At 58.0% G+C, this 22,548-nt stretch carries 19 protein-coding genes; 10 read left to right on the top strand and 9 right to left on the bottom strand.

Translation table 11 applies throughout. The features are described 5' to 3' along the window. Positions 1–156 precede the first annotated feature (156 nt). Genes ACR0D8_RS12135 through ACR0D8_RS12125 form a run of 3 tightly spaced genes read left to right on the top strand, consistent with a single transcriptional unit; the run spans position 157 to position 3,061 of the window. The gene (locus tag ACR0D8_RS12135; RefSeq protein ID WP_480646744.1) at positions 157–996 is read left to right on the top strand and encodes an HlyD family secretion protein; all 840 of its coding nucleotides are present in this window, start codon (positions 157–159) and stop codon (positions 994–996) included. Then, the gene (locus ACR0D8_RS12130; RefSeq protein ID WP_480646742.1) at positions 993–1,919 is read left to right on the top strand and encodes an ABC transporter ATP-binding protein; all 927 of its coding nucleotides are present in this window, start codon (positions 993–995) and stop codon (positions 1,917–1,919) included. The genes ACR0D8_RS12135 and ACR0D8_RS12130 overlap by 4 nt, the downstream gene beginning before the upstream one ends. Further along, entirely contained in the window at positions 1,916–3,061 is a 1,146-nt protein-coding gene (locus ACR0D8_RS12125) for an ABC transporter permease (protein ID WP_480646740.1), read from the top strand. Before ACR0D8_RS12130 ends, ACR0D8_RS12125 begins: the two co-directional genes overlap by 4 nt. A 93-nt stretch (positions 3,062–3,154) precedes the next feature. Here ACR0D8_RS12125 and ACR0D8_RS12120 read toward each other — a convergent pair whose 3' ends face one another. Beyond that, positions 3,155–4,051 carry a LysR family transcriptional regulator gene (locus tag ACR0D8_RS12120; protein ID WP_480646738.1) on the bottom strand — a complete coding sequence of 299 codons (897 nt, stop codon included), beginning with the start codon at positions 4,049–4,051 and terminating at the stop codon, positions 3,155–3,157. A gap of 85 nt (positions 4,052–4,136) precedes the next feature. Between ACR0D8_RS12120 and ACR0D8_RS12115 the strand changes: the two genes are divergently transcribed. From ACR0D8_RS12115 to ACR0D8_RS12100, 4 genes are all read left to right on the top strand, one after another. After that, entirely contained in the window at positions 4,137–4,571 is a 435-nt protein-coding gene (locus ACR0D8_RS12115; RefSeq protein WP_480646736.1) for a VOC family protein, read from the top strand. Positions 4,572–4,607: 36 nt separating this feature from the next. After that, positions 4,608–5,411: an isochorismatase family protein gene (locus ACR0D8_RS12110; RefSeq protein ID WP_480646734.1), complete on the top strand. Its 804-nt coding sequence runs from the start codon at positions 4,608–4,610 to the stop codon at positions 5,409–5,411. Between the two features lie 90 nt (positions 5,412–5,501). Further along, positions 5,502–6,008, top strand: coding sequence for a glutathione S-transferase family protein (locus ACR0D8_RS12105; RefSeq protein ID WP_480646732.1), 507 nt, complete (start codon positions 5,502–5,504; stop codon positions 6,006–6,008). A gap of 72 nt (positions 6,009–6,080) precedes the next feature. Then, positions 6,081–6,689, top strand: a complete 609-nt coding sequence (locus ACR0D8_RS12100; RefSeq protein ID WP_480646730.1) for a uridine kinase family protein — start codon at positions 6,081–6,083, stop codon at positions 6,687–6,689. A gap of 242 nt (positions 6,690–6,931) precedes the next feature. On the opposite strand, the gene xylA is transcribed toward ACR0D8_RS12100, so the two are convergent. The 4 genes from xylA to xylF all read right to left on the bottom strand — a co-directional run bounded on the left by xylA (position 6,932) and on the right by xylF (position 11,432). Continuing rightward, complete coding sequence (gene xylA / locus ACR0D8_RS12095; RefSeq protein WP_480646728.1) at positions 6,932–8,239, bottom strand: xylose isomerase; 1,308 nt, start codon at positions 8,237–8,239, stop codon at positions 6,932–6,934. 9 nt (positions 8,240–8,248) lie between these two features. Continuing rightward, complete coding sequence (locus ACR0D8_RS12090; RefSeq protein WP_480646726.1) at positions 8,249–9,052, bottom strand: ATP-binding cassette domain-containing protein; 804 nt, start codon at positions 9,050–9,052, stop codon at positions 8,249–8,251. Next, the gene (locus ACR0D8_RS12085) at positions 9,052–10,350 is read right to left on the bottom strand and encodes a sugar ABC transporter permease (protein WP_480646724.1); all 1,299 of its coding nucleotides are present in this window, start codon (positions 10,348–10,350) and stop codon (positions 9,052–9,054) included. The genes ACR0D8_RS12090 and ACR0D8_RS12085 overlap by 1 nt, the downstream gene beginning before the upstream one ends. A gap of 62 nt (positions 10,351–10,412) precedes the next feature. Next, the gene (xylF, locus tag ACR0D8_RS12080) at positions 10,413–11,432 is read right to left on the bottom strand and encodes a D-xylose ABC transporter substrate-binding protein (RefSeq protein ID WP_475164613.1); all 1,020 of its coding nucleotides are present in this window, start codon (positions 11,430–11,432) and stop codon (positions 10,413–10,415) included. A 151-nt stretch (positions 11,433–11,583) separates the two neighbouring features. On the opposite strand from xylF, the gene ACR0D8_RS12075 reads away from it, so the two are divergent. Continuing rightward, a complete protein-coding gene (locus tag ACR0D8_RS12075) occupies positions 11,584–12,801 on the top strand; it encodes an ROK family transcriptional regulator (RefSeq protein ID WP_475164614.1) in 1,218 nt (405 codons plus the stop codon). After that, positions 12,791–14,302, top strand: coding sequence for a CRTAC1 family protein (locus tag ACR0D8_RS12070; RefSeq protein ID WP_480646722.1), 1,512 nt, complete (start codon positions 12,791–12,793; stop codon positions 14,300–14,302). The genes ACR0D8_RS12075 and ACR0D8_RS12070 overlap by 11 nt, the downstream gene beginning before the upstream one ends. Here ACR0D8_RS12070 and ACR0D8_RS12065 read toward each other — a convergent pair whose 3' ends face one another. The 3 genes from ACR0D8_RS12065 to ACR0D8_RS12055 all read right to left on the bottom strand — a co-directional run bounded on the left by ACR0D8_RS12065 (position 14,303) and on the right by ACR0D8_RS12055 (position 18,350). Next, positions 14,303–15,583 carry a cytochrome-c peroxidase gene (locus tag ACR0D8_RS12065; RefSeq protein ID WP_480646720.1) on the bottom strand — a complete coding sequence of 427 codons (1,281 nt, stop codon included), beginning with the start codon at positions 15,581–15,583 and terminating at the stop codon, positions 14,303–14,305. A 321-nt stretch (positions 15,584–15,904) separates the two neighbouring features. Further along, positions 15,905–16,972: a ParB/RepB/Spo0J family partition protein gene (locus ACR0D8_RS12060; protein WP_480646718.1), complete on the bottom strand. Its 1,068-nt coding sequence runs from the start codon at positions 16,970–16,972 to the stop codon at positions 15,905–15,907. Next, a complete protein-coding gene (locus ACR0D8_RS12055; protein ID WP_480646716.1) occupies positions 16,965–18,350 on the bottom strand; it encodes an AAA family ATPase in 1,386 nt (461 codons plus the stop codon). The genes ACR0D8_RS12060 and ACR0D8_RS12055 overlap by 8 nt, the downstream gene beginning before the upstream one ends. Before the next feature lie 580 nt (positions 18,351–18,930). Between ACR0D8_RS12055 and ACR0D8_RS12050 the strand changes: the two genes are divergently transcribed. After that, positions 18,931–20,199, top strand: coding sequence for a replication initiation protein (locus ACR0D8_RS12050; protein WP_480646714.1), 1,269 nt, complete (start codon positions 18,931–18,933; stop codon positions 20,197–20,199). 39 nt (positions 20,200–20,238) lie between these two features. Here ACR0D8_RS12050 and ACR0D8_RS12045 read toward each other — a convergent pair whose 3' ends face one another. Beyond that, positions 20,239–22,545, bottom strand: coding sequence for a Tex family protein (locus ACR0D8_RS12045; RefSeq protein WP_480646712.1), 2,307 nt, complete (start codon positions 22,543–22,545; stop codon positions 20,239–20,241). Positions 22,546–22,548: the final 3 nt, after the last annotated feature.

Here is a 22,548-nt window from a genome sequence, read left to right as displayed (position 1 = left end):
ACACGACCAGAGGCCGGTCACGGGAGTTGAACCTTGCTGAACATGACGATCCCAATACCCTTGATACTCGCAGCGGTTTTGCCAGCTTTTCTGGACAGATGCTCCGGTTCCGATACGAGTTTGGCTCTGGGCATATTGGCTCGTGACCGTGTCGCCTTGACCGCAACGGCCAACGAGATCGTCGTGGATCTGCCGGTAGCCGAAGGGACCGTCGTCAAAGCCGGTGATACGCTGGTTCAACTCGATGCCACCTTGCAGACCGCAAAGCTGAATCTGGCGCAGGCCGAGCTTGAAAAGGCTCAGGCCACGCTTCTGAAGCTACAGGTCGGCCCGCGCGTGGAAGAAATCGCCATCGCCGAAGCCAAGGTCGCTGGCGCAGTCGCGCGATTGGCCGATGCCGAGGCAACGTACCTCCGAAACGCGAAACTGGTCGAAAACTCGGTCGTCACCGAAGCGCAGGTGGCAAATGATCTGGCACTGCGCGATTCCGCGCAGGCCGAACTGTCCAGCGCGAGGGAGTCGTTGAAGGAACTGCAAAATGGCACGCGACCCGAAGACCTCGCCGTGGCCGAGGCCAATGTGCGGGCGGCTGAGGCTTTGGTTGATGCAGAACAGACCGTTCTGGACGATCTGACCGTTGTTGCGACCCGCGACGGTGTGCTGGACTCGCTCCCCTGGAACCTCGGAGAGCGTGTGACCACAGGAAGCCCGGTGGCGGTGCTGGTCAGTGGACAAGTTCCTTATGCGCGCATCTACGTTCCGGAACCGCATCGCGTCAATCTGAAGCCGGGCGACACGCTTGAAGTGCGCGTCGATGGGCTTGAGGCGCCCCTGGAAGGCGTCGTCAGGTGGATCAGCGACGACGCATCGTTCACGCCCTATTACGGATTGAACAAGGATGATCGGACGCGCCTTGTGTATCTGGCCGAAATTGACCTGCCAGCCGCATCTCCGGATCTACCTGCTGGCGTGCCGGTGCAGGTCCGCATGCCATGAAGGATGTCGTCGTCGCGACGCAGGGGCTGACCCGGCAGTTTGGGGACAATACAGCGGTCAACAATCTGGATCTGGAGATCAGAACCGGACAGATTTACGGATTTCTCGGCCCTAACGGTTGCGGCAAGACAACAACAATGCGCATGCTGACCGGGTTGCTGACCCCCAGCAGCGGATCAATCTCGGTTCTGGGACGCTCTATGCCCGAGGCGGCAGAGCCCCTGAAAAACGAAATTGGATATATGACCCAGATCTTTTCCTATTACCGTGACCTGACCGTGCTGGAAAACCTCAGGTTCGCTTCGGAAATCTACGGCATCCACCCGAAAGACGCGGCAACGCGAATTGACGAGTTGCTGCATACCTATGATTTGACGGCGAATGCCCATCAGCTCAGCGGCAGCATGAGCGGCGGCCAGCGGCAGAAACTGGCCCTTGCGGCAACCGTCATGCATCGACCGAATCTGCTGTTTCTGGATGAACCGACATCGGCGGTCGACCCGGAAACACGCCGGACTTTCTGGGAGCAATTGTTCGATCTGGTCGATCAGGGTGCAACCATGATTGTGTCCACCCATTTCATGGACGAAGCGGAACGCTGTCACCGTCTGGCCATTCTTCAGCACGGCGTAAAAAAGGCCGACGGGTCCCCGCGTCAGTTGATGGATGATCTGCAGGCCGACGTCGTCGAAGTCGAAGGTCCGGACTTGCGAAAGATAAAACACGCGCTGGATGGAACGCCCAAGGTTTTGTCGACCGCGCAGGTCGGGTCTCGGCTGCGCGTTTTGGTGGATAAGTCTGAACCGAAACCGGTGGATATGCTGCGCACCCGGCTGGACGCATTTCCGGACCTGTCCCTGGTGCCGCAGCGACCAAACCTCGAAGACGTGTTCGTCAGCGCAACGCGAGGGCCGGAGTCATGATTTCTCCGCGTCGCATCACCGCCGTTCTGAAGAAAGAACTGCTTCAATTGCGGCGGGACAGGATGACATTTGCGATGGTTATCATGATCCCGTTGATCCAGCTGTTGCTGTTCGGTTACGCGATCAACACCAATCTGCGCCACGTTCCCGTTGCACTTGTGGACCAATCCCGGACAGAGCTGTCCCGAACGCTGGCGCAATTGGTTCAGGCCACACAAGTGGTGACAATTACCGAAGATTTGACCACCCCGCAGGATGCCGAACGCGCGATTACGGAATCCCGTGTGCGCGCTGCGCTGATCATTCCGCCTGATGTGGCCAACCGCGTCGCACGCAGCCCTTCTGTCGGGCTGGGCCTGCCCAACGCAACTGATCAGACCAGCAGCCGGCCTGTCGCCCATTGGATCGTGGATGGCTCGGACACGATGGTCGCCAGTGCCATCAAATCCCTGCGGATGATGCCCCTAACCGAGTTACTGAAACTACCGCCGAACCGGCAGGTTCCCACCTTCGAAGTGACGCTCTACTTCAATCCCGAGCAGCGGTCCGCTGTGAACATCGTACCCGGGCTTGTGGGCGTCATCCTGACCATGACAATGATCCTGTTCACCTCGGCCGCAATCGTCCGGGAACGCGAACGCGGCAATATGGAGATGCTGATCAATACGCCGATCAGATCGATCGAACTGATGATCGGCAAAATCATACCCTACATCTTTCTGGGGCTTGTGCAGGTCGCGATCATTCTGGGCCTTGGGCACGTGTTGTTTGATGTCCCGATAAATGGCGGGTTGGGCACGCTGCTGGTGGTGACACTGCTGTTCATCATCGCCAGCCTGTCGCTGGGGCTGGTGATTTCCACCCTCGCCCAGAACCAGCTTCAGTCGATGCAGATGACGATCTTCGTTCTGCTTCCGTCAATCCTGATGTCCGGGTTCATGTTTCCCTTCGACGGCATGCCGCAACCGGTCCAGATCATCGCACAGGTTCTGCCTGCAACCCATTTCATGGATATGATCCGGGGTGTCGTTCTGCGCGACGCTTCGCTGTATGAACTGCGCTGGGAAATCCTCTGGATGGTCGGGTTTGCTGTCTTCGGGTTGGTTGCTGCGACCCTGAGGTTCAAGAAACGGTTGGGTTAGCAAGTGGCCCAGGTTTTCTGAGCTGAAAGCGAAGGACCCTTTGCCCGTCTTGCGCAATTTTTTCCGCGCTTGGCTCAGCGTGCCAGCCTGTCGTTAACGGCTTTTCTCGACGAGAAAATCAATCATCGCACGGGTTTTTGCCGGCAGGTTGTCGCGGCTTGCGTAAATCACGTGGACGCCGAGCGGAGGTTTTTCAAATTCAACAAGTATTGGAACCAGATTACCGGCATCCAGTTCCACCTGACATGCTACCTCGGGTAAGCGCGTGATGCCTCTGCCTGCGACAGCAAGGGCTTTTTCGGTATGTGCATCGTCACAACGAATTCTTGGTGAAACAGGCACAGAGAATATTTCTCCTGCCTGCCCGGCATAGCTCCAGCTTTGATTTCTCATGTGAAAGGAAAAATCAATGAGCGCATGATCTCGCAACTCTTCCGGGTGAACCGGCGTTCCATGCCGTTTCAGATAGGCAGGTGACGCAACCGTAAGACCACGGGTCTCAAACAGCATTCGGGATATCTGGTCGGTGGAGGGTAACACGCCTATACGCACCAAAAGGTCGAAGCCTTCGCCGATCATATCTGCATGCCGCTCAGAAATGTCGATATGAAGATCGACATCCGGACATCGCTCAAGAAACTCGGGCAGCCATTGATTGAGCCAGCCATGCGCAAAGACGACCGGCACACTCATCCGCAATTCTCCGAAGGGCCGGTCTCCGATTGACTGCAACCGGTCCTGCATGGCGTGCGCATCCTTGATCATCCGCAAGGCGTTTTCATAGTAAATCCGACCGGATTCCGTAAGGCTGATCCTGCGGGTCGTCCGGTTCAGCAAGCGGGTTCCCAACCGGGTCTCCAGCCGGGCGATTTCCTTGCTCACATGGCTGGGCGTGTGTCCCAGCCGCTTGGCTGCCGCGCTCATACCATCTTGTTCCACCACCGCGCAGAACAGAACCATGCCGTCAAAAAGTTCCTTACTATAATCCATTTGGAAAAGATGCCGTTCTTTTTGCGCTATTAAAGTTCAATACAGGTCCTACTACCTTCATGGCAAGCAAGGAAAGGGCTATGCCATGTTGGACATCAGAAATTTCGATCACATCGGTATCCGGATCAGCGAGCGCGACGCGTCTGTTGCCTTTTACGAACTACTCGGGTTCGAACTGATCGCCGATGGTGGCTATGACGCGGGCCATCCGCTGGTGATGCTGCACCCGTCCGGCATCAACATCAACCTGCTCGGTCCTGCAACGGCCAAAGCCGGTAAAAACGTCCTGATGGACGAAGCCGAAAAATACCCCGGCATCACGCACCTCGCACTAAAGGTAAAGGACGCCGAAGCAACCGAAGCATTCGTCACCCAGAACGAAATTGCGATCACCGGGCGCCGCGAGTTTCGCGGCACCAAGACGATCTTTATCCGCGATCCTGACCGCAACGTGTTGGAGCTTGTCGGCCCCGGCCCCTCGGTCGCGCAACTGATCGCCGAACACGTTCACGCAGAATAGATGACTCCGGGTAGGACCCGGGCAGAAAGGAAAATAATGTACAACCTCATCCGAACAACCACACTGGTGGCCATAGCCACTTTGACCGCAGGCTCGGCCATCGCGGATGTCGCATCCTCCGACACGCTGCGCGCCCAACGCCTGGAGCGCTTTGCGACCCAGACGATGATCCAGACCAAGGACCGCATCGGTCAATACCCCGAAGGTTACCAAGGCACGCCGATACGTCCAGCCAGCGAAGATCCGTTTCTGTCGCCACTGAATTCGGCGCTGATCCTGATCGACTACCAACCGCCCATCTTGCGTGGCGTCAACAGCATTGATCATGAGGATCTGATCAACAACACAACCGGGCTGATCAAGACTGCCGTCCTTTACGACATCCCGATCATCTTCAGCCACGTGTCCGTCGGCTACGAAGGGTATGAACCGATGATCGAAGAGCTTCGCGAACTGGCCCCAAACGCTGTTTTTGTCGACCGCACAAATGTGAACGCCTGGGAAGAGCCGGAATTTGTTGCGGCCGTAGAGGCCACTGGTCGCAGAAAGCTGATCATGGGCGGGCTGTGGACAGATGTCTGCCTGGCCTATCCCGCTATCGAAGCCGAACGGGAAGGGTATGACGTCTACGTCCCCGAAGACACCGTTGGAAGTATTTCGCAGAAAAGCCATGAGAACGGGATGAAACGGATGATCGCCGCCGGTGTCGAGCCGATTACCTGGAACGTGGTTCCGGCAGAGCTTTCCCGCGATCACGCGCGCTCGGAAAATACCGAAGGGCTGATCCCGATTTTCATGGAGCATCTGTTCAAAGTCGACCCCAACGCCGAGTGGAATTGAAGGAATGGCAGGGTCAGGCCATGTGGCTTGGCCCTGCTTCGAACCACAAAACGTCACGATCGCCCCTAATCAAAACAAGGAAACCACGGTATGAAACTTTACTCGGCACCCGGCACCTGTGCCACTGCGATGCATATTGCCCTTGAATGGATCGGCAAGCCTTACGACGACGAGCATCTCGATTTTGCAGGTATGAAGTCACCGGACTACATGAAGCTGAACCCGTCCGGGGTGGTGCCAACATTGGTGGATGGAGACCTCGCCCTGCCCGAAGGTATGGCCATTCTTCTTTACCTGATAGACCAGAACCCGGATGCCGAAATCGGCCCGGCTGCTGGTTCGCCGGACAGGATCGAATTGCACAAATGGCTGGTCTATTTGTCCGGTACGCTGCATCCCTATTTCTGGCCGCATTTTATGCCGATGAGGTTTACCACTGACGAAAGCGGGCACGCCGCCGTTCAGGCCGCCAGCCATACGCTAGGCCCCGCCTTGTTTTCGAAACAGGTGAACCTTGAACTGCTGTTGGGAGCTGGGACTAGGGTCGGATCCAGCTCAGGCGAAAAACTTTTGAATGTTCTGTACCATGTCAGATGAATGCATAAACTTTAGCCTGCGGTTCACGCCCTCCCGGGGGCAGCAACGGAACCGCCAACCGGGATGTCCTGGATGAGAAAAGTCTCGACCGCGTTCAGGTTTCCCGATCACATCGGCGAAATTGTCGGGTGCATAGATGGGCTGGTAAATGCCCATATACAAAACTCACCGATCGTCATCGCAATTGACGGCAAAAGCGGGTCCGGCAAGTCGACCATCGCCAAAACCCTTGGCCCAGAAGTTGATGCGGTGATTGTTGAAGGGGACGACTTTTTTGCCGGCGGTATTGGAATCAGAAGCGACCCGCCTCAGATCCTTGCAGACAAGTGTATCGACTGGCGCTTCCAATCCCGAGTGATCAAGGCGCTCAAAGAACAAGGTGCCTGTGATTTTACACGGTTTGATTGGGAGAAATTCGATGGCTCGCGCATTCCCCACAGAATTTCTCTGCAAAACAAATCGGTTGTCATTCTGGAGGGCGTATACTCGGCGCGTCCCGTATTGGGTGATCTTATAGATTTGTCGGTGCTCGTGCGGCTTAGCAGAACCGAAAGACTGAGGCGGCTGACAGTGCGCGAAAGCAAGCTGGGTTCATGGGAAAAGCAGTGGCACGAGGCCGAGGATTGGTATTTTGCCAATCGGGTTGCCGCCGACGACTTTGATTTGATCATCGAGAATTAGGTTTATTGCAGATCGTATGATTGCCCGCCGCCATGAGTTTTCGTTGAACTCACTTCTTCCAATGGAACGAGCGGGCAAAAAACGCGATGATCCAGGGACCTTCGGCTGTCATTTCGCGCGGTCGATTTCACCGGCGGTCAACCACTATACCGTTATGAAGGTTTGACTAACCTACCTCCTTCTGCCCTTCGGTGGTTTGCGAGGCCACCATCAACCAAAATGCGTGCGATGGCTTACAGAAATCAGACAAACCTGTTCACATAATTCTCCAGAATTTCCTGGCGCCCCGATTGCGGAGCCGGGTTGATGTTCTGCGACAGGACGCGCGCGGTGATGTCTTCCAGGCCCGAGGACAGCATGGACTGTGCTTCCGCTGAGGTCCAACCCGCGTACCGGTTTGTCAACGCAGCATCCAGTCCACCGTCTTCGATCATTGCCGCTGCGGCTTTCAGACCTCTGGCACAGACATCCATGCCGCCGACATGCGCGGCAACCAGATCCTCGGCATCAATCGACTGGCGGCGTATTTTGGCGTCGAAATTCGTTCCGCCAGTGGTAAACCCGCCCGATTTGAGGATGTGGTAATACGCCAGCGCAACCTCGGGCGTGTTGTTCGGGAACTGATCTGTATCCCACCCTGACTGATAGTCGTTGCGGTTCATGTCAATCGAACCCAGCATTCCTTCGGACGTCGCCACGGCAATTTCATGCTCGAAACTATGGCCGGCAAGGATGGCGTGACCCTGTTCTAGGTTCAGCTTCACCTCATCTTCCAGTCCATATTTTCTGAGGAACCCGATGCAGGTGGCGGCATCGTAATCATACTGGTGTTTCGAAGGTTCCTGCGGCTTGGGTTCGACCAAAATGGTGCCCCTGAACCCGATCTTGTGCTTGTACTCGACCACCATGTTCAAAAAGCGACCCATGTGATCAAGTTCGGATTTCATGTCCGTGTTGAGCAGGGTTTCGTACCCTTCGCGGCCACCCCACAGCACATAGTTCTCGCCGCCCAGTTTGTGGGTCGCGTCGATGCAGGATTTCACGGTCGCGGCCGCAAAGGCGAAAACCTCGGGATCGGGGTTTGTGCTGGCACCGGACATCCAGCGGCGGTGGCTGAACAAATTGGCCGTACCCCACAGAAGCTTTGTTCCTGCCGCCTGCATCTTTTCACCGATATAGTCGGTGATTTCCTCCAGCGTTCTCAGATTGTCGGCGAAATTGCCCTGCTCGGGCCTGATATCTGCGTCATGCCAGCAAAAATAGGGTTGGCCGAGAAGTTCAAACATCTCAAAGGCGATGTCGGCCTTCAGCCGGGCACGGCCCATGTCGTCCTGCGGATGCCAGGGGCGTTCGAACGTGGGCCCGCCGAAGGGGTCGCCGCCTTCCCAGGCAAACGAATGCCACCAGGCAACGGCAAACCGAAGGTGGTCTTCCATCCGTTTGCCCATGACGACCTCGTCCGGGTTGTAATGGCGAAAGGCCATCGGGTTGCTGCTGTCCACGCCTTCATACCGGACCTTTTCGATCCCTTCGAAGAAACCGCTTGTCATTCCTGCCCCCTACTCTGCTTTCTGACCCGGTTGTTTGCCGAGAATGATCATCGACAACAGGTCGTCGTCTGTTACGTCGGCGATATCGACCGTTCCCACCTGTTTGCCGTTCTTCATCACTGATGCGCGGTCGCACAGTTCCATGACCGCGTGAACGTCATGGTCGATCAGGAAGATCCCGATACCCTGCGCCTTGAGCTGGTGGATCAGGTCGGCCACCATTTGCGTTTCATGCGGTCCCAGGGCCGCGGTGGGCTCATCCATGATCAGGATGCGCGCGTTGAAATAAACAGCCCGGGCGATGGCGACGGATTGCCTCTGCCCGCCGGACAGGGCCGAGACGGGGTCGTTGAACTTTTGAAAATTCGGGTTCAGCTGCGCCATGATCTTGCGGCATTCGGCCTCCATCGCGGCGTCGTTGACCAGGCCGAAGGGTGTCGTCATCTCGCGCCCCAGGAACAGGTTTGACGTCGCATCCAGATTGTCGGCCAAAGCCAGCGTCTGGTAGATCGTCTCGATATTGTTGGCCCGCGCGTCGCGGGGATTGCCGATCTCAACCGGTTTGCCGTCGATCAGAATCTCGCCGTGGTCCATCTGATAGGCACCGGACAGAACCTTGATCAGGGTGGATTTCCCCGCCCCGTTATGCCCCAGAAGGCCAACAACCTCACCGGGGTAGAGATCGACAGAGACATGATCGACCGCCTTGATACCGCCGAATGAGATCGAAATGTCGCGCATTTCGACCAGGGGTGCGGCACCTGAACCGCGACCCGTGTTCGAAGGCGTTTTTTGCGTGTCCTGAACCTGCATCACTTAGCCCCCAGTCGCTTGCGGTAGACGATGTCGATAAAGACGGCCAGCACCAGAACGCTGCCGACGACGATGTTCTGGAACGGTGCATCGACCCCCACCATGGCCATCCCGGATTGCAGCGCCTGCATGATCAGTGCACCGAGGATCGCGCCATAGATGGTGCCGATGCCACCTGACAATGCCGTTCCGCCGATAACCGCAGCGGCAATCACCCTCAACTCGTCCAGCGTGCCGATATCATTGGAGTGGTTGGCCAGCCGGGCCGAGGCGACAACGGCTGAAACGGCGCAGAGAAACCCCATGAGGGCGAAGATTTTGACCGTCAAAAGGCGGGTATTGATACCTGAAAGCTCGGCCGCATCCGGGTTGCCGCCGGTGGCAAAGATATATCGGCCAAACCGGGTTTTCCGGGCCACAACTGTCAGGGTCACCGCGACAATGATCAGGATCAGGACCGAGATTGGAATGCCGTATCCAACGACCAACCCCTCCGGCATCGTTTCGCCGCGGGCTTCGAACATGCGTTGCAACCTGCGGGTCGGGATAGAGTAACTATTGACGATAAAGACATATCCCAGGATCGCGATCGCGATAACGCCCGCCAATGTGGATTCCGCCCAGACGGGTTTGACGGGGAAGCCATGCGCGGCTTTCGCACGCCGGCCGCTCCACAAGGCCCAAATGGCGACGGCCGTGGCGAACAATCCGAACAGCCAGCTTGTCGTTGCACCCAATGTTCCGTTGGTGCCGCCGAACATCAGAAATGTGCTGTCCAACGGCCCGATCGTTTGCCCGCTGGTCAGGTACCAGGCGACGTTCCGCCAGACCAGAAACCCGCCAAGCGTCACGATGAAGGCGGGGATCGTCAGGTAACCTACCATCCAGCCGTGAAACGCGCCGATCAGGGTGCCGACAAACAATCCGACGACTATGGTGATCGCCCATGTCGCCGGGTTGTTCAGCCCCAGCCCCAACATATGCGGCAGCAGTTCGGTTTGCGTCATTGCCATCACCGCCGAAGTCGTCGCCAGCAGCGCGCCGACCGACAGGTCGATATGGCGGGTGACGATGATAAACACCATTCCGCAGGCCATGATGGCCACAGATACCGTCTGGATCGACAGGTTGAACAGGTTGCGGGGCGTCAGGAACCGCCCGTCCGTGACGATGTTGAACCCGATGCATAGGATGACAAACGCGCCGATCATGCCCAAAAGCCGCATATCCAGTTCCAATTGCTGGAACAGGCTGGGTTTGGCTTTCTGAGGTACCGGCTGAGACGAAGTTTCGGTCATTTCCGATCTTTCAAATTCAGCAAATATCCCCGGCCCGTCGTTGCGGGCCAGGGATGATGGGTTCAGTTACAGGGGGCGGGTCCGTTTTCAACGCCCTGACACAGGTCCTCCAGCGGAATCCATCCTGCATCCACAACAACCGACAGGTTGTCCTTGGTGATCGGGACCGGCGCCAGGAAGACCGAGTTCATCTCGGTCCCGCCGGGCGATGTCCAGCTTACCGCACCATCAACGTCGGACGGGCTGGTGCCGCTGCTCAGGGCGACGGCGATTTCACCCGCTGCCTTGCCAAGCTCGCGGGCATCCTTCCAGACCGACACGGTTTGCGTGCCAAGCGCAACCCGGTTCAGCGCCGCGTGGTCGCCATCCTGACCCGAGACCGGAATACCTTCCATACCCTGCGCCGTCAGCGCAGCAACGACGCCGCCGGCTGTCCCGTCATTCGAGGCAACAACCGCATCGACGTTGTTTTCGTTCGCGGTCAGGATCTGTTCCATGTTCCGCTGGGCGTTGGCCGGAAGCCAGCCATCGGTATAGGCCTCTCCCACGATCACGATATCACCGCTGTCGACCGCGCCCCCGATGATCTCTTGCTGACCACCGCGCAGGAAATCAGCGTTGGGGTCAGTGGGCGATCCCTTGATCATCACGTAATTGCCCTTGGGCATCGCCTCGAACACAGCGCGAGCCTGCATCCGCCCAACTTCGACATTGTCAAAGGTCAGATAGAACGCGCGATCATCTTCGATAAGGCGGTCATAAGCGATAACCGGAATCCCCTCGTCCGCAGCGGCCTGAACAGCCGGTCCGATCGCCTGCGCATCCTGCGCCAGAATGATCAGGGCGTCCACGCCCTGCGCGATCAGGCTTTCGATGTCCGACAACTGTTTTGCGGATGACGACTGTGCGTCCGCCGAAATGTACTCGGCGCCACCGGCTTCCAGTGCGGATTTTATCGCGGCTTCATCCGTTTTCCAGCGTTCCTCCTGGAAATTTGACCAGCTGACGCCGACGACCGGCTCTGCGAACGCTGTCGAGCCCAACAATGCAACCACAGCCGAAAAGCTGAGAATTCTTTTCATGACTTCCTCCCGTTTGCCGAGCCATCGTATCTCGATTCGTGACTCTCAGAATTTTGAATATCATATTTATTTTAGCTAGTAAAATATTTACTCTATCAGAACCTGCGGAAACCCAATAAATTGGGGCGAATACCAGAATCAGGGGAACAAGATGCTGAAAAGCAAAGATTCTCAAAACTCCATGGACCAGCGAAACGTGACCCGGCTGAGGGTTCTGGAACACATCCGGACCAGGGGTTCGACATCGCGGATCGACATCGCCAGCGCGTTGCAGACAAGTCCGGCGACGGTCACGGCAGCCACGGCTGATCTTATCTCGGCCGGCCTGATCAAAGAGATCGAAGGTGAACAGCAATCGAAAACCGCGAAAAGGGGACGACCCCGCGTCCTGCTTCAACTGGACGGCGGAACCCACCTAGTCGCGGGTCTGAAGGTTGCGCGTCACGTCTTGTCTGTGATCCTGGTGGATTTTGAAGGCACCTCTGTTACCTCGTACAAACATCAGCTGCCCGACGCCCAGATGACACCGGAAGTATTCGTAAAGACCATTCGAACTGTGCTGGAAGAAGCCTGCGCCCAAATCGACGGGACGCTTGAAAACCTGTCAGGCGTCTCAATCGGCGTCGCCGGCCTTGTCGACGCCAACCGGAATTTTGTGCACTGGTCGTCATCCCTGACGGAAAGAAATGTTGATTTCAGCCAGCTGCTGTCCACCGCCCTGCCCTGCCCGGCCTTTATCGAGAATGACGCCAACCTCGTGGCCAAGGCAGAACAGCATTTCGGCTTTGGTAAGGGTCTCAGAAACTTTCTGGTGGTTACGATCGAACATGGTGTCGGCCTTGGCATCGTGCTGGACGGCAAGCTGTTTCGGGGGGAACGGGGCTGCGGAGCCGAATTCGGGCACGCCAAAGTTCAGCTGGACGGTGCGCTGTGCCAATGCGGCCAGCGTGGATGTCTGGAAGCGTATGTCGGAGACTATGCGCTGATCCGGGAAATGACGGTCGGTGATCAGAGCAAGAACACCAGCACGGTCGCCGATATCCACGACCGGGCCGGCGCCGGAGACGAAATGGCAATCTCTGTCCTTGCACGAGCGGGCCAGATGTTTGGTCTGGGAATCTCGAACCTGATCAACCTGTTTGACCCCGAGTGCATTATTCTTTCCGGGGCGCAGATGGGGTTGGAACACCTGTATTCCGAAGACGTGATGAACCGTATCCGCAGCGGCGTGGTGAATGTTGATACCCCGCTGCCGGAAATAAAGGTTCATCACTGGGGCGACCTGATGTGGGCCAAGGGCGCAGCGGCTTACGGCATCGAACAGGTCTCGATCCTCAAGGTGAAAGAACTGGCCAAAAATGCGTCCTGAGCTTTTTATCCTCATTGCCTTTGCCTCAGCATCCAGCGCCGAGGTCCGGACCCCCCAATTCACGCTGGTTGACATAGAGGAACATGTCTATGACGGCGGCTGGGAGCATTTTGTGGGCGGCGGCGTGGCCGTTTTCGATTGCGACGGGGATGGCCTGCCCGAGCTTTTTGCGGCAGGCGGTGCCAATCCATCCAAACTGTTCCGGAACATATCGGGCGACAGCGTCGCATTTCGCGCGGACACCCCGGATCAATTGGCCCTGACCGGTGTCACCGGTGTCTACCCGCTGGATATCGACGGGGATGGCCTGATGGATCTGGCCGTTCTGCGCGTCGGTGCCGATCTGCTTTTGAAGGGCGCACCGGATTGCGCATTCAGCCCCTTTGACGCTCTCGGCTTTCAGTCAGGCGATTATTGGACAACCGGGTTCTCAGCAACCTGGGAGGCGGATCAGACCCTGCCCACGCTGGCCTTCGGTACATATGTGGACCGCAGCAACCCCGACGGACCGTTCGAAGCCTGCGGGCCAACGGTTTTGTATCGGCCGGATGGGGACAAATATCGCCAACCGGAACACCTTGAACCGGGCCATTGCTCTTTGTCTCTTCTGTTCTCCGACTGGTCGCGGACCGGCCGGGCGGACCTGCGTGTCAGCAATGACCGCCACTATTATGTGCGGAACGGACAGGAACAGCTTTGGGCGATGGAGCAGATTCCCGTACTTTACGCGCCCGCGGACGGATGGCTGCCCTATTCGATCTGGGGCATGGGAATTGCCTCTCGGGATCTGACCGGCGACGGCTTCCCCGAGGTCTATTTGACATCGATGGGCGACCAGAAACTGCAGGTGTTCGATCCTGAAGCCGGCGGCCCGACCTGGCGCGATGCGACTTATGACAAGGGCACCACGGCGCACCGGCCGCATGTCGGTGAAGATGGCCGCCCATCGACCGGCTGGCATGCACAGTTTGGCGACGTCAACAATGACGGGCTAGACGATATCTTCGTGGCCAAGGGAAATGTCGAGCAGATGCCGGACGCGGCGTTGAGCGACCCCAACAACCTGCTTTTGCAGAACACGGATGGGCGGTTCGTCGAAACCTCGGTTCAATCAGGTGTTGCGTCGATGGCAAAGTCGCGGGGCGCGGCTTTGGCCGATCTCAACAATGACGGATGGCTGGATCTGGTGGTCGTCAATCGCGGCGCGCCCTTTGAGGTTTCTCAGAACCAGCCCGGGGACGGACGTTGGCTGTTGGTGGATGTTGCGCAGCACCATCCGAACCGGTTCGCCGTCGGCGGCTTTATCGAGGTCAGAACCGCATCGGGCGTCCAGACCCGCGAAATCACAGTCGGCGGCGGGCATGCCAGTGGCATCGCGGGGTCTCATCATTTCGGGCTGGGGGACGCAGAAACAGCCCAGCTACGGATTATCTGGCCCGACGGCGAAGCCGGTGAATGGCAGGAATATAGCCTCAACCAGACCCTTCGGATTGAGCGATGATCAACGCTCGACCGGCAAACCGCTCGGAACGCTGTCCGGAACGCCCAGCCGCACTGCCGGGTCTTCCAGACTGCCCAGAAAGCTGAGGATCGCGTCAACTTCCCGATCCGTCAGGCTGATCTCGGTCAGGTCCCCGGTTCTGGCGATTGCTGCTACATGCTCGGCATCCAGCAGGGGCCGTTGATCATCCGAGCCCGGAAAATCCGGCAACAGCGCCATGTCCATAGAATAGCTGCGTAGCGTATCCGCGGGGTTCAGATGATGACGCACAATGTCTTCAAGCCGCGCATATGCACCGTTATGCCCGTAAGGCGCGGTAAGGGTCACATTTCGCAGGGAAGGTGTGCGGAAAGTAAAGGCGTCCTCTGTGTTGCCGGTCACCCGCAGGCGGCCGTCATCCCGGACATGGTTTTCAAATCTGGCCGCCTTCCCGGGGCCGATCTGTGGCAGCGCGATGGAATGAAAACTGTGATCCGTTTGAAACCAGCCCGAATGGCAGACGCTGCACCCGGCCTTACCATAGAATAGCTCCATCCCGATCCGGGCATCTTCCGGCAACGTCGCCTCGCCCCGCATCGCACGATCAAACGGGCTGTTGTCGGCGCGCCATTCGAAGGCGATGAAATCCGCGATTACATTGGCGATGGCTGTGAACGTGATCTTTTCCCCGGGGGACACCCGCGCAAAACGATCCCGATACTCGAGGACCGCCGCGACGCGCGCCGCTATCAGATCCCACGCACCCCCCTCCTGCGTGAACAGACCAAGCCTTACCGCCTTGCTCACGTCATTTTCAGAATAATGGCCCGCCATCTCATCAGGCGACAGAACCGGAAACATCGCCTGAGCGGCCAGAGCAGATTGAAAACCGGGTCTCATATGTTGGCCGAGCGGTGTGCGGATACCGTTGGGTTTTGTCGGGTCGGCCTCAAGCCGCCCGTCATGGAAAAAGGTTTTGAACTCGGTGGCACCCAGATTCCACAGTCCCGGGGAATTGCGCGGGATGCGCTGTTCCGGCGGATTGCCCGGGTCAAACCTGCGCTTTGCCCCTAGCCCGACCCCGCCCTCGCCGATGCCAAGCGAAAGGCCGTCTGACGTGCCCAAATTGGGGTGATGACAGGTTGCACAGCTGATGTTTCTGTTTCCCGACAAGATCGGGTCGTAGAAAAGCAACTGCCCCAACTCTACGGCCTCAAAGTCGGGCTCGGCAAATTCCGGGCGCGGTCCCAATTCCTGGGCAGCGACGCCGGAGCAAGTCGCAAGAATTAGACCCCAAACCATAACTCTTGCCGCGAACCGCATATCTCTCCCTCAGTGGACTTCGGACTCTGTGTTGGACTTTAGAGTAATTCCGGTGAGCACGTCATCGGCGGAAACGTTGGGAAAATTGGATTCAGTGCGGTTTGCGCGACATCCCCATCTGTCAGGGCTTGTCAAGCCTAGTGCGCAAAAATGATTCTTTTTGCGCACTAGTTAGCGAAGTCAATTTTCACGATGACCAAACCACTCTAAAGACGCGGGCGAAGGATTCGCGCAGACAGTGGCGGGATACCCTGTTTTCCTTTCGCTCTATCCCGCAACCAACCCGGTTTCGCCGCGAAACTACTCGATATGTTCGGCGATCTGTTCCAGAAGCGATTGAGCATCTTCGGCTGAAATCTCCCAGCCGCGAATGCGAATTCGCAATTCGCCTGCAGAAACTTCACCCGAGATTTTTCCTCCGCCCGGCAACGTTACCGGCGCCAGACGCTGCACCTGTTGCGGGCGGCCTCCGCGTGACGTGTCTTTTTCCGGCGCGGGCGCATCCTTCAATGCAGTCTCAAGCAAAGCCCATTCCGATTTCGGGTCAATTACCCCTGCCCCGGCCAGCGCTTGGCGAAGCTTGGATTGCGCGCCGTCGCGCAACGCCGCGGCCAGCTTCAATCCGGCCTTTTCGGACAGCGCTACGGGATGTTGTAGCAAGTCGCCAAGGGCCTCGTGCACGACCGCAAAGCTGCGAACCTTGGACCGTTTTGCCTTGGATGCGGCCGCAAACAGCACATCGACCGCCGCCTCGGTCGTGGCAAATACCCCCTGCCCCGCCGCCAGAACAGCTATCCTCCCTCGCTCATACGGGCTGAGATTGGCGCGCAGTTCATTCTCTTCAACCATGGAGACATAGGCACCCTGCCCCGACCCGGCATCGCGGATGAATGCCGGAATCTCGGAGAACCGTGCGTCCGTTTCCACCAGCCGCCGGAATGCATTCAATCGACGGAACCCCGAGATCAACCCAAAACCGTCCCCATCGCGTGTGACCTCGATCGGGGTGCGCAAGCCGTGAACCCGCAACGAGTCCAGAAGCTCAGCCATGGCCTCCTCATCCTCGACCATGCGATCCCGGCGAATGAAATCGGCGTCGATCCGATCAAGGGGCAGCATCTCGGCCACCAACCCGGCGTCCTGCGCATCACGCCAACGCGCGGCGTCACCCTGATCCTGCGCCAGCGCCAGTCGATCAGTCACGGCGGTCATGCCATTCAGGGCCGCCGCCTCTGCTGCAACCTGCGCTATGGGCGGGGTCGACGATTTCCCCTCGAACGGGCTGATCGAGGGTTTCGCGGCGAAACCGGCTTCAAGCTGTTCAAGCTCGGCTGTGTCCGGTGCGGTCAGTCTTCTGCGTTTAGCCATTTGCCTCTTCTCCCATCTGTGCGTCGCGCCACCAGCATCCGATCAGAACCTCTTTGAATTCCGCATAGGTCCGATCAAAGGTTTCACGGCCCCGCACATAAGTATCCCGGTTGAAGTCCCGGTAATCCGCTTCGTAAATTCCGTTGACCTGCTCACCCGCCTGACCGACCAGCGCGGTATAGTCCTGTCGGTAGGCATTCATGAAATCCCCGAAATAGGCCTGGATCACATTGGCCATGTCTGTTTGCTGACTGGCATCAAACCGGGTCACGATCGCCCTCACGACGTCCCACTCGAACTTCAGCTCCGGCAATCCGGCTGCCCTCTGGGCTGCATTCTCACCATCCTCAATGCTGGCAAAGGTGGTGTAGAGCATGTCGAAAAACCGCCCCGTCGAGTCGAACTCAAGGAAAGACGCCCCCAACGGCACCAGCAGGATATCGGCGGCGGCCAGCGCGTTGATCGTTAGGTACCCAAGTGCAGGAGGGGTATCGAGGAAGACGATGTCATAGTCATTCAACACAGCTTCATCGTTCAGAAAGTTGGTCAGCCCGTCCCATAACGGCCAGCTGCGCAATCCCATGCGCCAGACCGGTATCTGAAACTCGGCCCAATACAGGTTCAGCTGTGCGCCGATCAGATCGATATTCGGCCAGTGGGTTTTTTGAATCACGTCGAGGGGCAGGGTGTTCAACGCCTCCTGCAGGGTTTCATCCAGCGGAATTTCCGGCTGCGCCGCGGCGGCCCGCACCCGGTTTTCCTCTTGCACCGCACGGGCATAGTCCTTGGCGATCAGCGGAAATACCGTTTGCCACTCATCAGCGACATTGCCGCCGAGAATGGACGTCATCGAGCCCTGGCTGTCGAGATCGATGACCAGAACCTTGTACCCGTCCAGCGCGGCAGACATGGCCAGATGCGCGGCGGTCGAGGTTTTGCCGACACCGCCCTTGAAATTCGCAACAGCGACCACCTTTGCCGGAAGTCCCTCCGGCCGGTACGGCAGGTATTCCTTGGTGCTGACACCTTCGGCGGCAAAGTGCTTTCTGAGCGTCAGAACCTCTTCCAGCGTAAACCATTTGGAACCGGCCTCGCCTTCGCCCTGCGGCAGTTCGGGATGTGCTTTCAGAACTCGTCGGAGATGGGCAGGAGCAATGGGGATCAGGTACTTGGTAATTTCCCAGATCGAAAAGCGGCGCAGGCGCTTTTCACCATCGGGTGCATAACCGCGACGGGCCAGGTCTTCACGCCCCTTGGCGCAGAATGCCGCCGCTTTTGCGAATCGTGAGGTTCCGATAGGATCGGGCAACTTTGCCGCCGCGAGTTCGGGATCCAGATTCAGGTAAGGGGGCAGGGGAGGTTGGTTAGATTTATTCACTGTCGATGCCTCAGGTAATGTTCGCCTTACCGGCGTATATTGCTCAATATAGCGAACATCAGCATTCAAAGCTATCCTCTGTAAGTGGGTTTTCCACAGAATTCGCTACAGAAGCCCGGTTTCGCCACGAAACCCAAAGAAAGAAGCACACCAGGAAGAACAAAGAGTTTATTCTTTTTAGAGGGTTTGGATTCTTTACTCCCAAAAAAGCAATATATTTCAAACACTAAAATACAAATGGGTACCCGATTCCGGTGCGAAAGGCACCAGAATACAGGACTGAAGGTACCCGCTTACAGGAGAGATAGCGCCCGAATCCGGGAAGAAGGGCTCCGATTCGCAGGATGCTGATTTTCTGTGACATTTAGACCCTAATCCGCCATCGAACTGTACGCGATCCGAAGTGTTGGGACTCGGCATCCGGGATTGTCCCCGATGTGTCTGGGGATAACTCGACTGCACTCGCGTTCAGGTACCCAAACACGGGATTCATGTGCCCCCGTATTTGGGTACCCAAAGAAGATTGATCCACAGGTACTTTTCATGCCACAAATACCAAAACGAGCAGCCAGGCAGAATCATGCCGGATACAGACCTGAACATGGATCACCTGACCGGGGCATTGCGCCGGGAGACGGTGAAAAAAAATGTCGCCGCGATTCATATCAGCGGCAAGCTCACGCTATTGCAGCGCAAGCTGTCCAATGTGCTTTTGCTGAACGCCTATGACGCCCTGACATCCGCCGCAACGCACACAATCGACGCGCGCACTCTGGCGATGATGGTGGGGTACAATTCCAACGACTTCGACACGCTGCGTGCCAGCTTGCGGGCGCTGGCAGAAACCGTGGCCGAGTGGGACATGCTGGACGAGCAGGGGCGGCAGGAATGGGGGGTGTCATCGCTGCTGAGTTTTGCCAAGCTGAAGAACGGCGTGTGTGAGTATGCCTATTCCCCGGCATTGGCGCAGAAGCTGTACGACCCGAAAATCTATGCTTTGATCAATGTCCAGATCCAGAGGAATTTCAGCTCTGGTCATGGGCTGGCGCTTTATGAAAACTGCTATCGCTTTGTGCGGACCGGTTCGACCGGGTGGTGGGCGCTGGAGGTCTTTCGGAAGCTCATGGGCGTGGATGGCAGCGATTACTACAGCAGCTTCAAACATCTGAACGCTAAGATCATCAAGCCGGCCGTCGCCGAAGTGAACAAAAGCTCGGACATCCTGATCGAGCCCGAGTTTCAAAAAAAAGGACGCACCGTCACCGAGATTCGGTTTCTGATCAAGGGAAACCCGCAAAAGGCGATGTTCGAGATCGATGACAGCGATGGCGTCCGCAATTTGCAGGTATACAAAACGCTACGCAAGCAGGGGGTTTCGGACCGACTGGCCCGTCAATGGATTTCGGAACACGGTGAAGATTACGTTCAGCAGAAGCTGGACTATGTCACCGGGCAGGATGGGGTGAAGTCCACGGTCGGGTATCTGTCTGCAGCTTTGCGCGACAACTATCAGCAGCCGGAAAAGGAGGCGCCCCTGGAACCCAGCCCCGAAGCGGTTGAAGCTGCGCGGCAGAGAGACGCTGAAAAGGCGCTGGAGGACCAGGCCTATGCCGCGCGTGCGGCGGATCGGGCAGAGCGGTCCCGTAAATTCAAAGTCGTGGAAGAGCTGGTTTCGCGGCGAAACCCTACGCAGCGCGATGCGGATAAACGGCTGTTCCTTGCCGGTCTGGACAATGATCTGGACCGCGAACATTTCCGCGCGCATGGGTGGCGTTCGGGACTGAATGCCGCCGCCATCTTTGAATTCTGGCAGGAACTCGAACCCGACGCCTTTGAACCCATCCATTAACCATCGCACATGAGGCGCCTGAAGCAGCCCCTCATTCCGTCACCGGTTCTTCATCGCGGAACGCAGCGCATCGCCAATTGCGCTGTTCTGCTCATTTTGCCCGGATTTTGCGCGTTGCGATCCGTTGCGTTTTGAATGACCTGTGCTCTTCTTTGGGCCCTGACTGGCACGATCTTCACGGGCTGAGACCCCGCCATCCTTGCGCATGGTCAACCCGATCCGCTTGCGCGGCACATCCACATCGACCACGGTGACTTTGACAACCTGGCCGGTTTTGACCACCTCATGCGGGTCCTTGACAAAACGATCGGCCAGTTGACTGACATGCACGAGACCGTCCTGATGCACCCCGATATCCACAAACGCTCCGAAAGCGGCGACATTGGTAACAGTGCCTTCCAGCACCATTCCGGGTTTGAGATCGGTTATGTCCTCGACGCCATCGGTGAAGGTTGCGGTCACGAAACTGGGGCGGGGGTCGCGGCCGGGCTTTTCAAGTTCGGCAAAGATGTCCTGCACGGTAGGCAGGCCAAAGGTGCCGTCGGCGAATTGCTCGGCCCGCAAACCTCTGAGCGCACCCTCGTGGCCCATGATCTGGCGAATATCCCGGCCACAGGCGGCAACGACCCGCCGGGCGACCTCATAAGCTTCGGGGTGGACAGAAGAGGCGTCCAGCGGTTCCGAACCGTCCCGAATGCGCAGAAACCCGGCGCTTTGTTCGAAGGCCCGAGGTCCGAGGCGCGCAACCTTCAACAGATCGTGGCGCGACTGAAACGCGCCGTGCTGATCGCGGTGCAGGACGATGGCTTCGGCCAGACCGGGGCCCAGACCCGACACATGAGAGAGCAGGGGCGCAGATGCCGTGTTCAGGTCGACGCCTACCGCGTTGACCACATCCTCGATTACCGATTCCAACGATTGCGACAGACGATGCTGATCCACGTCATGCTGGTACTGACCGACGCCGATGGACTTCGGCTCGATCTTGACCAGTTCGGCCAGCGGGTCCTGCAGCCGGCGAGCAATCGAAACAGCCCCGCGCAGCGAGACGTCGAGGTCGGGAAACTCGCGGGCGGCCAGTTCAGAGGCGGAATAGACCGACGCGCCGGCCTCGGACACAACGACTTTGGTGGGCGTGGCGACAGATTTTGGCAGCAGTTTCAGGGTATCCGCAACCAACTTCTCGGTTTCCCGGCTGGCCGTACCGTTGCCGATGGCGATCAGTTCTATCTTGTGGCTGGCGATCAGGTTCAGAAGTGTGGCCTGCGCGCCGCGCAGGTCATTTTTAGGCTGAAATGGGTACAGGGTGTCCGTTGCAACCACTTTTCCTGTTGCGTCGACGACCGCAGCCTTGACGCCGGTGCGAATGCCAGGGTCCAGACCCAGGGTCGCCCATGCACCGGCAGGTGCTGCAAACAATAAGTCTTTGAGATTTCGCGAAAAAACCTGAATTGCGTCATCCTGCGCCCGGCTCCGCAGGTCAGCCATCAGTTCGACCATCATCGACAGCGACAGCTTTACCCGCCAGGTCCATCCCGCCACCTTGCGCAGCCAGACATCGCCGGGACCGTCGCCGCGTGTTTGCAGTTGGGCCGCCACAATGGCTTCGGCCCGGGCAGCGCCGGCCTCGGGTTCGGGCGCAATGTCAAGTGTGACAATGCCTTCCTTCGAAGCGCGCAGCATGGCCAGTGCCCGGTGCGACGGGGTTTTGGCCCACAGTTCGGTGTGATCGAAATAGTCGCTGAACTTCGCCCCTTCCTGTTCCTTTCCGTCGATCACCTTCGAATTCAGCAGGGCCTCGCGCTGCATGAAATTGCGCAGCTCGCCCAGCAGGGTGGCGTTCTCTGTCAGCCGTTCGGCGACAATATCGCGGGCCCCGTTCAGGGCGTCGCGGACCGAGGGCGCCGCTTCGGTGACGTAACCCTGCGCCGTAACCTCGGGATCGGTGGCGCGATCCGCCAGGATCGCATCGGCCAGCGGCTCCAAACCGTTTTCCCGCGCGATCATCGCCTTGGTGCGGCGCTTGGGTTTGTAGGGCAGGTAGATATCTTCCAGTTGCGCTTTGGTGTCCGCCCGCGCGATGGATTTGGCCAGATCGTCGGTCAGCTTGCCCTGTTCCCTGATCGAGTTCAGGATCGTGTCGCGCCGCGCTTCCAGCTCGCGCAGATAGGTCAGGCGGTCGGACAGCGTGCGCAGTTGCGTGTCGTCCAGCCCGCCGGTCACCTCTTTCCGATAGCGGGCGACGAATGGCACAGTCGCCCCTTCGTCCAGCAGCCTCACCGCGGCACCGACCTGTTCAGGCCGGGCATTGATCTCGGTGGCGATGGTGCGGGCAATTCGGTCCAAGGG

It is taken from the genome of Ruegeria sp. BG10, from assembly GCF_056538575.1.
The sequence above is the reverse complement of the archived record's forward strand: the minus strand, read 5'-3'. Positions and strand labels throughout refer to the sequence as shown.

Bases quoted from the DNA above. Each gene is read 5' to 3' on its own strand.
- ACR0D8_RS12130 (WP_480646742.1), top strand. From the start codon at position 993: ATGAAGGATGTCGTCGTCGCGACGCAGGGGCTGACCCGGCAGTTTGGG.
- ACR0D8_RS12125 (WP_480646740.1), top strand. From the start codon at position 1,916: ATGATTTCTCCGCGTCGCATCACCGCCGTTCTGAAGAAAGAACTGCTT.
- ACR0D8_RS12120 (WP_480646738.1), bottom strand. From the start codon at position 4,051: ATGGATTATAGTAAGGAACTTTTTGACGGCATGGTTCTGTTCTGCGCG.
- ACR0D8_RS12115 (WP_480646736.1), top strand. From the start codon at position 4,137: ATGTTGGACATCAGAAATTTCGATCACATCGGTATCCGGATCAGCGAG.
- ACR0D8_RS12110 (WP_480646734.1), top strand. From the start codon at position 4,608: ATGTACAACCTCATCCGAACAACCACACTGGTGGCCATAGCCACTTTG.
- ACR0D8_RS12105 (WP_480646732.1), top strand. From the start codon at position 5,502: ATGAAACTTTACTCGGCACCCGGCACCTGTGCCACTGCGATGCATATT.
- ACR0D8_RS12100 (WP_480646730.1), top strand. From the start codon at position 6,081: ATGAGAAAAGTCTCGACCGCGTTCAGGTTTCCCGATCACATCGGCGAA.
- xylA (WP_480646728.1), bottom strand. From the start codon at position 8,239: ATGACAAGCGGTTTCTTCGAAGGGATCGAAAAGGTCCGGTATGAAGGC.
- ACR0D8_RS12090 (WP_480646726.1), bottom strand. From the start codon at position 9,052: ATGCAGGTTCAGGACACGCAAAAAACGCCTTCGAACACGGGTCGCGGT.
- ACR0D8_RS12085 (WP_480646724.1), bottom strand. From the start codon at position 10,350: ATGACCGAAACTTCGTCTCAGCCGGTACCTCAGAAAGCCAAACCCAGC.
- xylF (WP_475164613.1), bottom strand. From the start codon at position 11,432: ATGAAAAGAATTCTCAGCTTTTCGGCTGTGGTTGCATTGTTGGGCTCG.
- ACR0D8_RS12075 (WP_475164614.1), top strand. From the start codon at position 11,584: ATGCTGAAAAGCAAAGATTCTCAAAACTCCATGGACCAGCGAAACGTG.
- ACR0D8_RS12070 (WP_480646722.1), top strand. From the start codon at position 12,791: ATGCGTCCTGAGCTTTTTATCCTCATTGCCTTTGCCTCAGCATCCAGC.
- ACR0D8_RS12065 (WP_480646720.1), bottom strand. From the start codon at position 15,583: ATGGTTTGGGGTCTAATTCTTGCGACTTGCTCCGGCGTCGCTGCCCAG.
- ACR0D8_RS12060 (WP_480646718.1), bottom strand. From the start codon at position 16,972: ATGGCTAAACGCAGAAGACTGACCGCACCGGACACAGCCGAGCTTGAA.
- ACR0D8_RS12050 (WP_480646714.1), top strand. From the start codon at position 18,931: ATGCCGGATACAGACCTGAACATGGATCACCTGACCGGGGCATTGCGC.